Origin of the sequence: Pseudomarimonas salicorniae, from assembly GCF_023156535.1 — a bacterium.
Lineage (GTDB): Bacteria > Pseudomonadota > Gammaproteobacteria > Xanthomonadales > Xanthomonadaceae > Pseudomarimonas > Pseudomarimonas salicorniae.
Genome location: NZ_JALNMH010000013.1, coordinates 110,236 through 123,841, shown reverse-complemented (window position 1 = coordinate 123,841; position 13,606 = coordinate 110,236). Strand labels below are relative to the sequence as shown.

The following is a 13,606-nucleotide window of genomic DNA, read 5'->3' as shown; positions in this document are numbered from 1 at the left end:
CTAGGGTGCGCCTTGGGCGCACCGATACGGGCGTTCGGACGGTACGCCCGGTGCGGCCAGCCGCACCCTATGAATGTCCGCTTCGCGCCCGATCCCGCCGCCCGCCCTATTCCCGCGGGAACTGCGTCGGCGCGGGTGGCGCGGTGACCGGCCGGGGCGGATTGCGCTGCAGTTCGGCCATCAGGTGGGCAATGGCTGCCTCCAGCGAGGGGTCGCGGCCAGCAGCGACCAGCTCGGGGCGATCGATGACCTCGCGGTCGGGCGACACGCCTTCGTCCTCCACCGCCCAGCGCCCTTCGGTGTCGAGAAAGCGGAAACTCGCCGCCAGAACCGCGCCGCCGTCCGCGAGGCGCGGGTTGCTGCCGCTCTGGATGCCGATCAGGCCGCCCCAGGTGCGGGTACCGATCAGCGGGCCGAGCTGCAGCTTGCGGAAGTAGTACGGCAGGGCGTCGCCGCCGGAGCTGGACAGGCCATTGATGAGCATGGCCTTGGGTCCACGATGAGAGAGCAGCGGCGTGGCATTGGGCTCGAGACCCCGCTGCTTCCAGTAGTTCAGCGGCGTGCGCGAGAGCCACTCGACCATGCGGTCGGGAATGAAGCCGCCACCGTTGTAGCGGTCGTCGATGATCAGCGCATCGCGCGAGCCGTAGGCGAGCAGCCCCTGGAACATCTCCCGGCTGCCCTCCACCGCGGTGTTCGGCACGTGGATGTAGCCGATGCGGCCGTCGCTCGCCGCCTCGACCATCCGCCGGCGCTCGGCCACCCAGTCGAGGTAGCGCAACGAGAGCTCGGAGTCGATCGTGTGGACGCGCACGGTGCGCGCGGCAGAGTCGTCCGGACGCTTCGCAACGCGCAGTTCCACCAGCCTGTCGGCCTTGTTCTCCAGCAGGCGGTATACGTTGTCGACGCCGCGCGTGCTCTGGCCGTCGATGGCCAGGATCAGCTCACCCTCGGCCACCTTGACGCCGGGCTCGGTCAGCGGCGAGCGGCGCTGTTTATCCCAGTTCTCGCCGGCAAAGATCTTCTCGATGCGCACATAGCCGCTGGCATCGGGCACCAGCTCGGCGCCTAGCAGGCCGCCGGGCTTGCGCGCCACACGCACCTGGTCGCCGGCCTCGACATAGACGTGGCCGGCATTGGCCTCGCCGGCAATCTCCTGCAACAGGTAGTCGAGGTCGGCGCGCGAGGCGACGTGCGGCAGCAGGGACTCGTACTTGGCGCGAATGGCGGGCCAGTCCTGGCCATGCATGCCGGGCTCGTAGAAGACGTCGCGCAGGATGCGCCAACCGTCGACAAACAGCTGGCGCCACTCACGACGCGGTTCGATGCGCAGCTGCATGTCGCCGAGGTCGATCTTGCCGGAATCGAACTTCGCATCGGGCTTGGCCTCGACCACGGAAAACTCCGTGCCGCGGCGCAGCAGCAGCTTGTCGCCATCGGCGGACAGCGCGTAGCCGGTGATCGAGGCGACGTCCTTCGGCTCGTCGTCGTCCGCCCCGATGAAGCGAAGGGTCCCACGGCCGTTGCCCGCAGCGACGAAGAACACGCCCTTGGCATTCGCCGACAGGCCGCCGTACTGGCCGGCGGGCACCTTCAGCGCCTGGACCCGGCTGGCGAAGCCGGGGATGTCGATCCGGGTCGGACCTTCGGACTTGCCATTGCCGTCTTGGCCTTTGCCGTCCTGACCCGCGCCGACCTCGTCGCTGCGCTGCGGGTAGAACGGCGCGCCTTCGGCGGACAGCGCCGCGGCGTAGATCCGCGTGGCATTTGTGTAGAGGAAGTTGAACTCGTAGGCGCTGAAGGTCAGGTTGAAGTCGCGATCGGAGAGGAAGTACAGCCAGCGTCCCTTGGGGTCGAACACCGGCGAGCGCTCGCGGCTGGTGTCGCCTGTGAGCTGGTGGCGCTCGCCGCTGTCCAGCGAGTACAGCCAGATTGAACTGTTACGGCTGGCGTTGTCCTTGACGTAGGCCAGCCAGCGACCATCGGGCGAGAAGCGGTAGTCGTCGAGGTCGCTGTAGCTGCCGGTGTCGACCAGCCGCCGGCTGCCGCCGTCGACGTCGACGATATGCAGGCGGCGCAGCTTGTCGGCAAAGGCGATGCGCTTGCCATCCGTCGACCACACCGCAGGAAGCGGCCAGCTGTCGCCGGCGTCGGTCAGCTTGCGCGGCGCGGCGCGGCCGTCCTGATCCTGCACGTAAAGCTCGTACTCGCCGGTGGCATCGGAAAAGAAGGCCAGCCGCTTGCCGTCCGGGGACCAGCTCACGCTGTGCTCGCGGGCATCAGGGCTGAGGCTCAGGTTGCGGGTCGCGCCGTGCTTCGCGGGCACGCTGAACAGCTCGCCGCGGGCGGCGAATGCGACGCGCTCGCCGCCCGGCGACAGGGAGAAGGAGTCGATGAACTTCGCCGCATCGACGAAACGCGGCTGGGTCTCGGGCAGATCGGCGGCGACGCGGATCGGAATCTCGCGGGCGCTGCCGGTAGCCGGATCGAAGTGCCAGATCGCCCCGCCCTTCTCGAAGACGATGCCGCCGGGGCCGGCGGCCGGCCAGAGCACGTCGAAGTCACTGAATTCCGTTGCCGGGCGGACCTGCGCCTCCGCGCCGGCGGCCGGCATGCGATACAGGTTCAGCGTGCCGAGCGCGCGGTCGGACACAAAGAACACCTCGTCTCCAAGCCACATCGGCTGGTGGTCGGTCGCGGTGCTGGTGGTCAGCCGGCGCGAGCTATTGGCGACAAGGTCATAGGTCCAGACGTCCTGGGCGCGACCGCCGCGGTAGCGCTTCCAGCTGCGGAAATCGCGGTCGATCGGGGTGAAGGCCAGCGACTTGCCGTCCGGGCTGTAGGCAGCGCCACCCGACTCGGGGACGGCCAGCGGATATTCGGTGCCGCCATCGGCCGGCACGCAGTAGGGGCGCCCGTTGCGCTCGTCCCACGGTGTGCGGTTCATCCGCACGAGGATGCAGCGACCGTCCGGGCTCCAGTCGAGCACCCGGTTGTCCGTGCCGCCCCGGGGCGGCATCGGGCCGACGTCGTTGTACCAGGTGAGCTGGCGCGGCTCGCCGCCGCCGGCGGGAATGGTGAACACCTGGCGGGTGCCGTTGTACTCGGCCGAGAAGGCGATCCTCGTGCCGTCCGGCGAGAAGCGCGGATACAGTTCCTGGCCCTCGTGCGAGGTCAGGCGAGCCGCCGTGCCGCCGGCCAGGGGTGCGCTGTACAGGTCGCCGGCGTAGACGAAGACGACACGGTCGGCGTGGATGTCGGGAAAGCGCAGCAGCTTGGTCGGGCTCTGTGCGGCGGCCGCGGCGCAAAGCAGCAGCGGGGCCAGGGACAGCAGTCGGCGCATGCGGGAGGCTCCGGCGTCTGGGGAAAGACCGGAACCTAGCAGACCCTCGACGCCGAAGTCAGGGCCGGAAGGCGGGGCGAGCGCGCTACGCGCCGTCACGTCGGCGGCCTGACCACGTCGGGATGGCTGTCAGCCCGCCAGGACACCGCCATGAACCCGCTGCGCACCGTGCATGAGGCCATCACCCTGCCGTTCAAGGCGATCGGCGTGATCGCGCTGTGCTTCGTGATCAACCTGATGACCTCGCCCGGCGTCTGGTGGGTGCAGTGGGTGGTGCTGGGCATGGGCATCGCGGTGATCTCGGCCTGGTGGCGCGCCGCCAAACTGGCCGGTTTTGCCGCGTTACTGGCTGGTCTCGCCGCGCTGCTCTGGACGCGTCGCCAGCCGGTCGCGCCGGGCGGGTCGGCCAACGTGTCGCCGCCGGCGCCGCCGCCTGCGCCATCGCCGAAGCCCGCGGCGGAGCCCGTCGCCCCACCGGAGCGCTGAACTCCGCGCCGCCCGGGGTTCCGTTGCGCGGACCCAGCACCGATACTTGGCGCCCCTTCCGGCCGAGCGCGCCCGATGTCCCTGCCCGACTACCCCTTCGAAGGCCGCTACCACGAGGTGCGCCCGGGCCTGCGCATGCACTATCTCGACGAAGGCCCGCGGGATGGCGAGGTCATCGTCATGCTGCACGGCAATCCGAGCTGGTCCTACTACTGGCGGCACCTGGTGCTCGGCCTGCGCGACCGCTACCGCTGCATCGTCCCCGACCATATCGGCATGGGCTTCTCCGACAAGCCGGGTGACGCCGACTACGCCTACACCCTGCAGTCGCGGGTCGATGACCTCAGCGCCCTGCTCAAGCATCTCGGCATCGAGCGTGACATCACCCTGGCCGTGCATGACTGGGGCGGGATGATCGGTTTCGGCTGGGCGCTGTCGCACGCTGCCGCGGTGCGCCGGCTGGTGATCACCAATACCGCCGCCTTCACCCTGCCGACGGCGAAGAAGATGCCCTGGCAGCTGACCCTAGGCCGCGATTCGAAGCTCGGGGCGCTGCTGATCCGCGGTTTCAATGCCTTCGCCGCCGGCGCCGCGCGCTTCGGCGTCGTGCACAGGATGCCGGCCGAGGTCCGCCGCGCCTACTGCGCGCCCTACGACAGCTGGCAGAACCGGATCAGCACCCTGCGTTTCGTCCAGGACATCCCGCTCGCCCCCGGTGATCGCGCCTGGTCGTTGGTCGAGGCCGCCGGCAAGCGCCTGCCCGAATTTGCCGACCGCCCGGCGATTCTAGGCTGGGGACTGCAGGACTTCGTCTTCGACAGGCACTTCCTCGACGGCTTCACCGCCGCCCTGCCCAAGGCCGAGGTGCACGCCTGGGACGATGCGGGTCACTACGTGCTGGAAGAGAAGCACCGCGAGTTCGTGCCCAAGGTGCGCCGCTTCCTCGAGCAGAATCCGCTGGGCTGAGGTCAAGGCGGCTTCGGGCGCAAGAAGGACATTCATAGGGTGCGGCTGGCCGCACCGGGCGTACCGTCCGAACGCCCGTATCGGTGCGCCACGGCACATCCTATGGGCCTTCGCTGACGCCCAGCGAAGCCCGACTGTAGGAGCGCACATGGGCGCGACCGCGGCGCTACGGATTCACCACAGACCGTGGCCGGAGCGCACCTCCGCGGTCGCGCCCAAGGGCACTCCCACAGAGAAACGGCCCATGTGTTGGGCCGGGGCGAACACGCACCCCGCGCCCGAAGCGGACCTTGCCCTCGACACCGCGACGAGGCCCGACTGTGGGAGAGGGCATGCCCGCGAGCGAAGCGCCGTCGATCTGCCACGGACCGCGGCCAGGGCTCAGCTCCGCGGTCGCGGCCATGTCCGCTCCTACGAAAAGCTCGCCCGCCCGGGGGCGGTGGCGAACGGCCGGTTTGCGCCGGAGCCGACCTTCTCCCCGAACGTCCCGCCCCTAGTGCCGGTGCTCCTCGTAGCGCATGGCGCTGACCGGGTTGCCTTCGGTGTCCTCGAAGCGGATGACGGTGCCCACGCCCTCGACCAGGGCCGGCGGAGCGAGGATCTTGCCCCCTGCCTTGACGATGCGGTCGCCAAGCGTGCTGACGTCGGCCACGGCGATGGTGCACTCGAAGCCGCGCATGCCGCCGCCCGAGGCCGCCGGATGCTCGCGTTGCTGAAGGGTCCCGTAGACCGGGGCGTGCAGGGAGGTGCGGATCATCCAGACCCCGGGCGTGCCCCAGGACAGGAAGTGCCAGCCAAAGACCCGCTCGTAGAAGTGTCGGGCACGCTCGCAATCGTCGGCATGGATCGCGAAGTGCGCGAGATCGTTCGGTCTTGCCATGACGGTACCCCCGCTTCAGTGGAAGGCCACTACAGCTTACGCCGCCCAGCCCGGCACCGGGGGTGCCGGCGGTCACGGAAATTTCCTGAGTGGAGGCTCAGCTCCCGGCGGGCAGCAGTCCGTAGTCGGCGACCAGCTGGAGCATGGCGCGAAGCCCGATGCGCAGCGAACCCTCGTCGAGGAAGAAATGCGGCGAGTGATTGCTCGGCGCCTCGGCCAACGGCACGCCGCGCGGGGTGGAGCCGACGAAGAAGAACAGCGCCGGCACCTCGCGGGCGTAGTAGCTGAAATCCTCGGCGCCCATCACCAGGCCCATCTCGTGGACCTGCTCGGCGCCGACCACCGAGGCCAGCGAGGGCAGCATGCGCCGGGTCAGCGCGGGGTCGTTGACGGTGACCGGATTGCCGTTGGGGTCCGGAACGCTGAGCTCCACCGAGGCACCGTGCGCGGCGGCGGTGTGCTCGGCAACGCGGCGCAGCCGGACGAATACGTCCTCGCGCATGGCCTCGTCGAAGCTGCGGATGGTGCCGATCATCTCGACCTGGTCAGGGATGATGTTGTTGCGGATGCCGCCCTTGATCGCGCCGAAGCTGAGCACCACCGGCAGGTGCGAGATGTTCATTTCGCGCGAGACGATCTGCTGGGCCGAGCCGATCAGCAGGGCCGAGATGGCGATCGGGTCGATGCCGCCCCAGGGCCGCGAGCCGTGCGTCTGGCGGCCCTTGACGGTGATCGCGAAGCTGTCCGAGGCGGCCATGAACGGTCCGGACCGGTAGCCGATCTCGCCGACGTGCATCGCACTCCAGACGTGCAGGCCGAACATGGCCTCGGGCTTGAATCCTTCGAACAGGCCCTCGCGCAGCATCAGGCTGGCGCCGCCCTCCTCGCCCTTGGGCGCCCCCTCCTCGGCCGGCTGGAATACGAACAGGATCTCGCCCGCCAGGCGCTCGCGCTGGCCGGCCAGGGCCTCGGCCACGCCCATCAGGATGGAGGTGTGGGCGTCGTGACCACAGGCGTGCATCACGCCCACGGTGTCGCCGCGGAACTCGGTGGTGACCCTGGAGGCGAACGGCAGGTCGACGGCCTCGGTGACCGGCAGCGCGTCCATGTCGGCACGCAGGGCGATACGCGGGCCGGGCCGGGCCCCACGCAACACCGCGGTGACCCCGTGGTGGGCGAGTCCGGTGCGCACCTCCTCCAGCCCCAGCGCGCGCAGGTGGGCGGCGACCAGGGCGGCGGTGCGGGTCTCCCGGTTGCTCAGCTCCGGATGCTGGTGAATGTCGCGCCGCCAGGCCTGGACCTTGGCATCGAGCGGCGCGGCCAGCGCCTCGACCGGGTTCGCCTGGACCAGGCCGCAGCCCAGAAGGAAGGCACAGGCCAAGAGGGCACGCATCGGCTTCTCCACGCTCGGGGGGACCCCGATGGTCGCCGATCGGCCTGGGAAGTCAAAGCCGGCCCGGTGCCGGATGCGGCTATCCTTGCGGCCTTTCCCGAATCCCGTCTGCCGTGAACGACCTGCTGGCCGCGCTGCTGCTCGGCATCCTTGAGGGCCTGACCGAGTTCCTGCCCATTTCCAGTACCGGCCACCTGCTGATTGCCCAGCACTGGCTCGGTGCACGCTCGGACCTGTTCAACATCGCCATCCAGTCCGGGGCCATCCTCGCCATCACCCTGGTCTACCGCCAGCGGATCTGGAGCCTCGCCACGGGCTGGCAGCAGCCCGCCCAGCGCGACTACCTGCTCAAGCTGTCCGCCGCCTTCGCGGTCACGGCCGTGCTGGGCCTGGCGGCCAAGCTCGGCGGCGTGGAGCTGCCCGAGACGGTGACGCCGGTGGCCTGGGCGCTGCTGCTCGGCGGCGTCGCCATCCTCCTGATCGAGCGCCGCGCCCGGCATTTCGGCGACATCGCCGAGATCACCTGGAAAGTCGCCCTGGTGGTCGGCGCGGCCCAGGTGGTGGCCGGCGTCTTCCCCGGCACCTCGCGATCGGCAGCGGCGATCTTCGCCGCCATGCTGGCGGGCGTCGGCCGTCGGCCGGCGGCCACCGAGTTCGCCTTCCTGGTCGGCATTCCCACCATGTTCGCGGCCACCGGCTACGAGGTGCTGCGCCATCTCATGGAGGGCGGGGACGCAGAGGCCTGGGGTGAACTGGCGGTGGCCTTCGTGGCCGCGACCATCACCGGGTTCATCGCCGTGCGCTGGCTGCTCGGCTACGTGAAGGGCCACACCTTCGTCCCCTTTGCCTGGTATCGGATCGCACTGGGCGCCGCCCTGCTGCTCGGGCTGCCTGCCGGCAGTTGATGCGGCTGGCGCAACACGACACCCTGTGCACGCCCCGACTGTTCTAGTGGACGCCATGCGACCGATTGCCCAAGCACTTCTGCTTCTCGTTGCCGCGTCTCCCGCCGCCGCCCTGGAGGGCATCGCCTACCGCGGCGACGCGCGCTCCCTGGAGGGTGACACGGTGCTCTACACCGAACACCACGTGCTGCGCCAGGAGGCCGGCGTTCCGGTGGAACGTTTCGTTGTGTACCGCTGCCCGGATGGCAATGCGTTTGCCCGCAAGCACGTGCGCTATGGCGAGCCGCCCTACGCGCCGCAGTTCGACCAGCAGGATGCCCGCTTCGGCTACCAGGAAGGCTTCTCCCGCGGCAAGATCGCCGGATCGATCTACGTCCGACGCAGCAGCGACGCCCCACGCGAGGAGGACTCGATCTCGCTCGGCGAGTCCCTGGTGGTCGATGCAGGCTTTGACGAGTTTGTCCGCGCGCAGTGGGACAGGCTGCAGGCGGGCAAGGCGGTACCGCTGCGCTTCGTCGTCCCCAGCCGGCTGGCCGCCTATGGCTTCAAGGTGCGCAAGGTCGGTGAGGAGCAGCTTTTCGGCGACAGCGTCAGCAACTTCCAGCTTGCCGTCTCCGGCCTTCTCGGCTGGTTCGCCGATCCGATCGACGTCAGCTACCGGAACAGCGACCGACGGCTGACCCGTTTTGCCGGCCTGTCCAATATCCGCAGGACGCCGGAGGAGAACCTCAGCGTGCGGATCGAGTTCCCCCCCTCCCAGGAACAGGCTCTGGATGAGGACACGTGGAAGGCCGCACAGGAAACGCCGATCGGCGCCTGCCAGCTCGGCGGTTGAGGGCTGGCACGCAGCTTGCTGCCTCCAGGCGACTCCTACCGAACCGCCTGACATGACCCTCCAGCTCCGTCTCACCCTCGCCTTCGCCGCCCTGCTCGGCGCGCTCGGTCTTGCCGCGCTGTTCGGCCTTGACGCGCTGACCCGCGACATGCAAAGCGCGCTCGGAGACACTGCCCGCAGCGTGGGCGCCCGCGTGTTCACCCTCGTCCGCGAGGAGCACGCGGCGCTGGTCGAGCGTAGCCCGGCGGAGGGCGGCACCCTCCATGAAGTGGAAACGGTTGTGCTGCATGGGCCCGATCCGGTCGATGGGGGAGTGGCCGAGAGCAGGCTGGAAGTGGTGGTCAACGGCGAGCGCCTGAGCCCCGAGCAGATCGCGGCCCTGCCCGACGATCACCCGGCACGGCGCGCTCTGCAGCGCAGCCATCGGCCGCCCGCGGGCGCCGCACAGGCTCCGGTGGGGCTGGCTTCCCACGCCGATCCGGTCCTGTGGCTGCAGTCCGGCGACGGGCTCAGCGTACCGATTCCGATTCCCGCCTCGCGCGCCGACCGGGCCATCGACGACTTCCGCCAGCGGCTGCTCTGGGGGCTGGGCACGCTGCTGCTGCTCGGCCTGGTGGCCGCGGCATGGATGGCGCGGCGCGTGGCGGCGCCCCTGCGCGAGCTGGCGCAGGCAAGCGAAAGGCTGGGCCATGGCGAGCTTTCGCAGCGCGTGGTGCCCAACGGCCCTCCGGAAGTGCGGCGCAGCCTGGAAGCCTTCAACCGGATGGCCGACGACCTGTCCCGACTGCAGGCGGAAGCCGACGCCCTGCGTGCCGATCGCGAGCTGGCCGAGCTCGGCGAGATCGGGCGCGGGCTTGCGCATTCGCTGCGCAACCCGCTGCACGCGCTGGGCCTCAGCCTCGAAGCGCTGGCCGCCGATGGCGACCGGGTCCAGGCCGCGGCATTGGCTGACAACGGCAGGGAGCAGTTGGCACGCATCGACCAGGCCCTGCGCGGGTTCCTCGCGCTCTCGGCCAGCGCCGGCGCGGCCATCCAGATGGTGGAACTGGATGAGGTGATCGGGGACGTCGTGCTCGAAGCGAGCCAGCGCGCCCAGGGCCGCGTTGCAATCCGTCGCGAACGCACGGGGCTTCGTCTGGCGGCGGTGGCTGCCGAGCTGCGCATCATCCTGCACGCCCTGGTGATCAACGCGCTCGAAGCCAGTGCCGAGGGCGGCGAGGTCGAGATCCGCGCGCACGAGGCCGAGGATGGCCTGCGGGTCGAGGTGGCCGACCGCGGCCCCGGCCTTCCGGCCAGCGTACGTGAACGGCTGTTCCAGCCGCATGTGAGCAGCAAGCCGGCCGGCGCCGGCATGGGCCTGTACCTCACCGAGCGCCTGGTCAGGCTCCGCTATCGCGGCAGCCTGGTTCTGGATGATCGCGAGCAAGGCGGCACGGTGGCGCGGCTGCAGCTGCGGCAACGCGAACGGCGCGAGGCGGGGGCATGAGCCGCGGCCACCTGCTGCTGGTCGAGGACGATGCCGCCCAGCGCACGCTGGTTTCGGACATCCTCGACGGTGCCGGCTTCCGCGTGCTCAGCGCCGAGGGTCTCGATGCCGCCGTGGCCCAGCTCGGCGTGCCGGAACTGGTGATGGTGCTCTCGGATTTCCGTCTTGCCGACGGCGACGGCCTGGCCCTGCTGCGCGAGGTGCGCCAGCGGCGCCCCGAGCTGAGTTTCGTGCTGATGACCGCCTACGGCAGCATCCAGCACGCGGTCGAGGCAATCCGCGCCGGGGCGGACGATTACCTGGCCAAGCCCTTCGAGCGGCAGGCCCTGCTGCTGACCGTGGACAAGGCGCTGCGTACCCGCGAACTGCGCGAGGAGAACCGGCGGCTGAATGATGCGCTGGGCGAGCGGGAGCAGCTGGTAGACCTCATCGGCCGGGCGCCGGCGATGCAGCGCCTCTATCGGCAGATCGAGCGGCTCGCCCCGACCGATGCGACAGTCCTGGTGCAGGGCGAGTCGGGCACCGGCAAGGAGCTGGTGGCCCGCGCCCTGCATCGGCTTTCGCGCCGCGCCGACCGGCCCTTCGTGGCGGTCAACTGCGCGGCGATTCCCGAAGGCCTGGTCGAGTCCGAGTTCTTCGGCGCCGAGCGCGGCGCCTATACCGGCGCGCAGAGCGCCCGCGCCGGGCATTTCGAGAACGCCCACGGCGGCACCCTGTTCCTCGACGAGATCGGCGAGCTGCCGCTCGCGCTGCAGCCCAAGCTGCTGCGAGCCCTGCAGGAGGGCCGGATCAGCCGCGTTGGCGGCGCCCGCGAGACCGCGGTCGACGTGCGGGTCATTGCCGCGACCAACCGCGAGCTGGCCATCGAAGTCGCCGAGGGCCGCTTCCGCGAGGACCTCTACTGGCGGCTCAACGTGGTCGGCCTGACCCTGCCTCCGCTGCGCGACCGGCGCGAGGACATCCCGCTGCTGGTCGACCACTTCGCCCGCCGTGCAGCGCGCCAGCACGGCCTGCCCGAAGTGGCCTTTCCGCGGAACGTGTTGCGCGCGCTGATAGACCGCCCGTGGAGCGGCAACGTGCGCGAGCTGGCCAACACCGTCGAGCGCCTGATGCTGCTGGCGGAGGATGGCGAGCCCTCGCTCGACGACCTGCCCGATGCGCCGCGCCGGCAGGCGGCGCCCGGCTTCGTCCTGCCTGCCGAGGGCATCGACTGGGACGCGATGGAGCATTCGCTGCTGCAGCAGGCGCTGGACCTGGCGCAGGGCCAGAAGAAGCGCGCCGCCGCCCTGCTGGGCCTGCCCTACAAGGCCTTCCTCTACCGGCTGGAGAAGCACGGCGTCTGAGCCGGTCATCCGCGCAGCGGAAGGGTCCTGGTCCACAGTCCCCAAATCGGGATCGCGATCCGCAATTGATCACCGCCGGCTGCCGCGACCGGCTGGCCTCGACGCAGAATGGGCCTGCGCAGGCCAGCCGGATGCCTGGCACGCCGCATGCAGAAGTGTGTGGGCAACCCCAACCAACCGGAGCACCCCCGATGAACAGGAACGCCGTCGTATCACTCTCCCTTTCCGCCCTGCTGTTCGCCGCACTCCATGCAGCGCCTGCCCGGGCCGGGGACATCGCCGACATCACCATCGAGAAGCAGGGCACCGCCCACGTGCTCAGCGTCGACCTCGACACCCTGGGCGATGGCCAGACCTTGCAGCTGTCCACCCAGGCCGGCGTGCCGGCCATCGTCAGCCGCAGCGGCGGCACGCTCGATGTCGAGATCGCTGGCGCCACGCACGAGATCTCGATCGGCGAGGTCAACGGGACCTGGGTCGATGCGCACGGCGGCAAGCACGAGGTCGAGGTGGTCCGCTTCGAGAAGGGCGAGGCCGATGAAGGCTCCGATGGCCGCAAGGTCAAGGTGGTCCGCCTGCACGGCGAGCACGATGAGCTGATCGAGGAGCGACTTGAGGGCGCGGATGCGGGCAAGGTCGTCGTGATCAAGCGCCACGGCGACGACGCCATGGATGAGGACGAGCTGGTCCGGCTGATCGAGGAAGCCAAGGCAGGATCCGGCCCCGCCGACGCCGACGGCGTCCGCATCACCGTGGAACGCCGGGTCACCCGCGAGGCCGTCAACTAGCAGCACCCGCTCATTGGATCGATGCGCGCGCATCGATCCTCGGGCGCCACCCATGCGGGCGGCAGGCCACCCGCCTGCCGCCCGCAAGGTTCTGGGCCAGGCTCGGTCGGCGCTACACTGCGCTTCCAGCTCTCCGCTCCCAGCCATGCTCCGCCTGACCCCTTCCATCGCCATTCCCGAAGACGAGCTGAGCGAGCGCTTCATCCGCGCCAGCGGGCCGGGCGGACAGAACGTCAACAAGGTCGCCACCGCGGTCGAGCTGCGCTTCGACATCGGCGGCTCGCCGTCGCTGCCAGACGGCCTGCGTCAGCGCCTGCTGGCCCGGCGCGACCGGCGCATCACCGAGGACGGCGTGCTGGTGATCCTCGCCCAGCGCTTCCGCACGCAGGAGCGCAACCGGGAGGATGCGCGGGAGCGCCTTCTCGGAGTCCTGATGGCCGCGCTCAAGCCGCCCAAGGCGCGGATCGCGACCAAGCCGACCCGCGGCTCGCAGGAACGACGCATGGCCAGCAAGCGCGAGCGGGCCACGATCAAACGCAATCGCGCCGCACGCAAATGGGACCGGGACGGGTGAGCGGCCCGATCCGAGCCCCGCTGCCGCCGCGCGCACCGCGCCACGGAAATGCATTCACCCGTTGGATCGGCCGGACCGTGCTGCGTCTCGGCGGCTGGCGCGTCGAGGGCGAGTGGCCCGACGTCGACAAGCTGCTGATCATCGCCGCGCCGCATTCCTCGGCCTGGGACGGAATCTGGGGCCTTGCCGCCAAGCTCGCCCTCGGCATCGAGCTGCACATCATGGCCAAGGCCGAGCTGTTCCGCGGCCTCAGCGGGCTGACGCTCGGTCCCCTGCTGCGCTGGTTCGGGGCGGTGCCGATCAACCGGCACGCGGCGAACGGGGTGGTCGGGCAGACCGTCGAGGCCTTCAACCGGCACCGCGTGTTCTGGCTGATCCTCGCCCCCGAGGGTACGCGCCGCCGCGTGGAGCACTGGCGCAGCGGGTTCTGGCACATCGCCCGCCAGGCGGGGGTGCCGGTGCTCTGCGCCTGGTTCCACTATCCCGACCGGCTGATCGGCATCGGCCAGCTGTTCCAGCCCACGGCCGACCGCGAGGCCGACATGGCGGCGCTGCGCGAGTACTACCGGCCCTACGTCGGCAAGCGCCGTGGCACCGTCTAGTCGCC

12 protein-coding genes are annotated in these 13,606 nt (G+C 70.2%); 9 read left to right on the top strand and 3 right to left on the bottom strand.

Translation table 11 applies throughout. The features are described from left to right. Nucleotides 1-106 precede the first annotated feature (106 nt). Nucleotides 107-3,343 (bottom strand): S41 family peptidase, encoded by a 3,237-nt coding sequence (locus tag M0G41_RS15455; RefSeq protein ID WP_248210814.1) that lies wholly within the window; start codon nt 3,341-3,343, stop codon nt 107-109. Nucleotides 3,344-3,493: 150 nt separating this feature from the next. Here M0G41_RS15455 and M0G41_RS15450 point away from each other — a divergent pair, with 150 nt between their 5' ends. Both M0G41_RS15450 and M0G41_RS15445 read left to right on the top strand, forming a co-directional pair. Continuing rightward, the gene (locus M0G41_RS15450) at nt 3,494-3,829 is read left to right on the top strand and encodes a 2TM domain-containing protein (RefSeq protein ID WP_248210813.1); all 336 of its coding nucleotides are present in this window, start codon (nt 3,494-3,496) and stop codon (nt 3,827-3,829) included. Nucleotides 3,830-3,904: 75 nt separating this feature from the next. Beyond that, on the top strand, nt 3,905-4,795 hold the full coding sequence (locus M0G41_RS15445) for an alpha/beta fold hydrolase (protein WP_248210812.1): 891 nt from the start codon (nt 3,905-3,907) through the stop codon (nt 4,793-4,795). 493 nt (nt 4,796-5,288) lie between these two features. Here M0G41_RS15445 and M0G41_RS15440 read toward each other — a convergent pair whose 3' ends face one another. Continuing rightward, nucleotides 5,289-5,675 (bottom strand): VOC family protein, encoded by a 387-nt coding sequence (locus M0G41_RS15440; protein WP_248210811.1) that lies wholly within the window; start codon nt 5,673-5,675, stop codon nt 5,289-5,291. A gap of 97 nt (nt 5,676-5,772) precedes the next feature. Beyond that, complete coding sequence (locus M0G41_RS15435; RefSeq protein ID WP_248210810.1) at nt 5,773-7,068, bottom strand: amidohydrolase; 1,296 nt, start codon at nt 7,066-7,068, stop codon at nt 5,773-5,775. Nucleotides 7,069-7,181: 113 nt separating this feature from the next. Between M0G41_RS15435 and M0G41_RS15430 the strand changes: the two genes are divergently transcribed. From M0G41_RS15430 to M0G41_RS15400, 7 genes are all read left to right on the top strand, one after another. Further along, nucleotides 7,182-7,973 carry an undecaprenyl-diphosphate phosphatase gene (locus M0G41_RS15430; RefSeq protein ID WP_248210809.1) on the top strand — a complete coding sequence of 264 codons (792 nt, stop codon included), beginning with the start codon at nt 7,182-7,184 and terminating at the stop codon, nt 7,971-7,973. A 55-nt stretch (nt 7,974-8,028) separates the two neighbouring features. Then, nucleotides 8,029-8,808: a hypothetical protein gene (locus M0G41_RS15425; RefSeq protein WP_248210808.1), complete on the top strand. Its 780-nt coding sequence runs from the start codon at nt 8,029-8,031 to the stop codon at nt 8,806-8,808. A gap of 52 nt (nt 8,809-8,860) precedes the next feature. Next, complete coding sequence (locus M0G41_RS15420) at nt 8,861-10,294, top strand: sensor histidine kinase (protein ID WP_248210807.1); 1,434 nt, start codon at nt 8,861-8,863, stop codon at nt 10,292-10,294. Next, nucleotides 10,291-11,637: a sigma-54-dependent transcriptional regulator gene (locus M0G41_RS15415; RefSeq protein ID WP_248210806.1), complete on the top strand. Its 1,347-nt coding sequence runs from the start codon at nt 10,291-10,293 to the stop codon at nt 11,635-11,637. Before M0G41_RS15420 ends, M0G41_RS15415 begins: the two co-directional genes overlap by 4 nt. A 191-nt stretch (nt 11,638-11,828) precedes the next feature. After that, a complete protein-coding gene (locus M0G41_RS15410; protein ID WP_248210805.1) occupies nt 11,829-12,425 on the top strand; it encodes a hypothetical protein in 597 nt (198 codons plus the stop codon). Nucleotides 12,426-12,477: 52 nt separating this feature from the next. Continuing rightward, a complete protein-coding gene (gene arfB / locus M0G41_RS15405) occupies nt 12,478-12,999 on the top strand; it encodes an alternative ribosome rescue aminoacyl-tRNA hydrolase ArfB (protein ID WP_425511263.1) in 522 nt (173 codons plus the stop codon). After that, a complete protein-coding gene (locus M0G41_RS15400) occupies nt 12,981-13,601 on the top strand; it encodes a lysophospholipid acyltransferase family protein (protein WP_248210802.1) in 621 nt (206 codons plus the stop codon). Before arfB ends, M0G41_RS15400 begins: the two co-directional genes overlap by 19 nt. Nucleotides 13,602-13,606: the final 5 nt, after the last annotated feature.

Excerpts from the sequence above, each read along its gene's own strand:
- M0G41_RS15455 (WP_248210814.1), bottom strand. The coding sequence starts at position 3,343 with ATGCGCCGACTGCTGTCCCTGGCCCCGCTGCTGCTTTGCGCCGCGGCC.
- arfB (WP_425511263.1), top strand. The coding sequence starts at position 12,478 with ATGCGGGCGGCAGGCCACCCGCCTGCCGCCCGCAAGGTTCTGGGCCAG.
- M0G41_RS15450 (WP_248210813.1), top strand. The coding sequence starts at position 3,494 with ATGAACCCGCTGCGCACCGTGCATGAGGCCATCACCCTGCCGTTCAAG.
- M0G41_RS15435 (WP_248210810.1), bottom strand. The coding sequence starts at position 7,068 with ATGCGTGCCCTCTTGGCCTGTGCCTTCCTTCTGGGCTGCGGCCTGGTC.
- M0G41_RS15400 (WP_248210802.1), top strand. The coding sequence starts at position 12,981 with ATGGGACCGGGACGGGTGAGCGGCCCGATCCGAGCCCCGCTGCCGCCG.
- M0G41_RS15440 (WP_248210811.1), bottom strand. The coding sequence starts at position 5,675 with ATGGCAAGACCGAACGATCTCGCGCACTTCGCGATCCATGCCGACGAT.
- M0G41_RS15410 (WP_248210805.1), top strand. The coding sequence starts at position 11,829 with ATGAACAGGAACGCCGTCGTATCACTCTCCCTTTCCGCCCTGCTGTTC.
- M0G41_RS15415 (WP_248210806.1), top strand. The coding sequence starts at position 10,291 with ATGAGCCGCGGCCACCTGCTGCTGGTCGAGGACGATGCCGCCCAGCGC.
- M0G41_RS15420 (WP_248210807.1), top strand. The coding sequence starts at position 8,861 with ATGACCCTCCAGCTCCGTCTCACCCTCGCCTTCGCCGCCCTGCTCGGC.
- M0G41_RS15425 (WP_248210808.1), top strand. The coding sequence starts at position 8,029 with ATGCGACCGATTGCCCAAGCACTTCTGCTTCTCGTTGCCGCGTCTCCC.
- M0G41_RS15445 (WP_248210812.1), top strand. The coding sequence starts at position 3,905 with ATGTCCCTGCCCGACTACCCCTTCGAAGGCCGCTACCACGAGGTGCGC.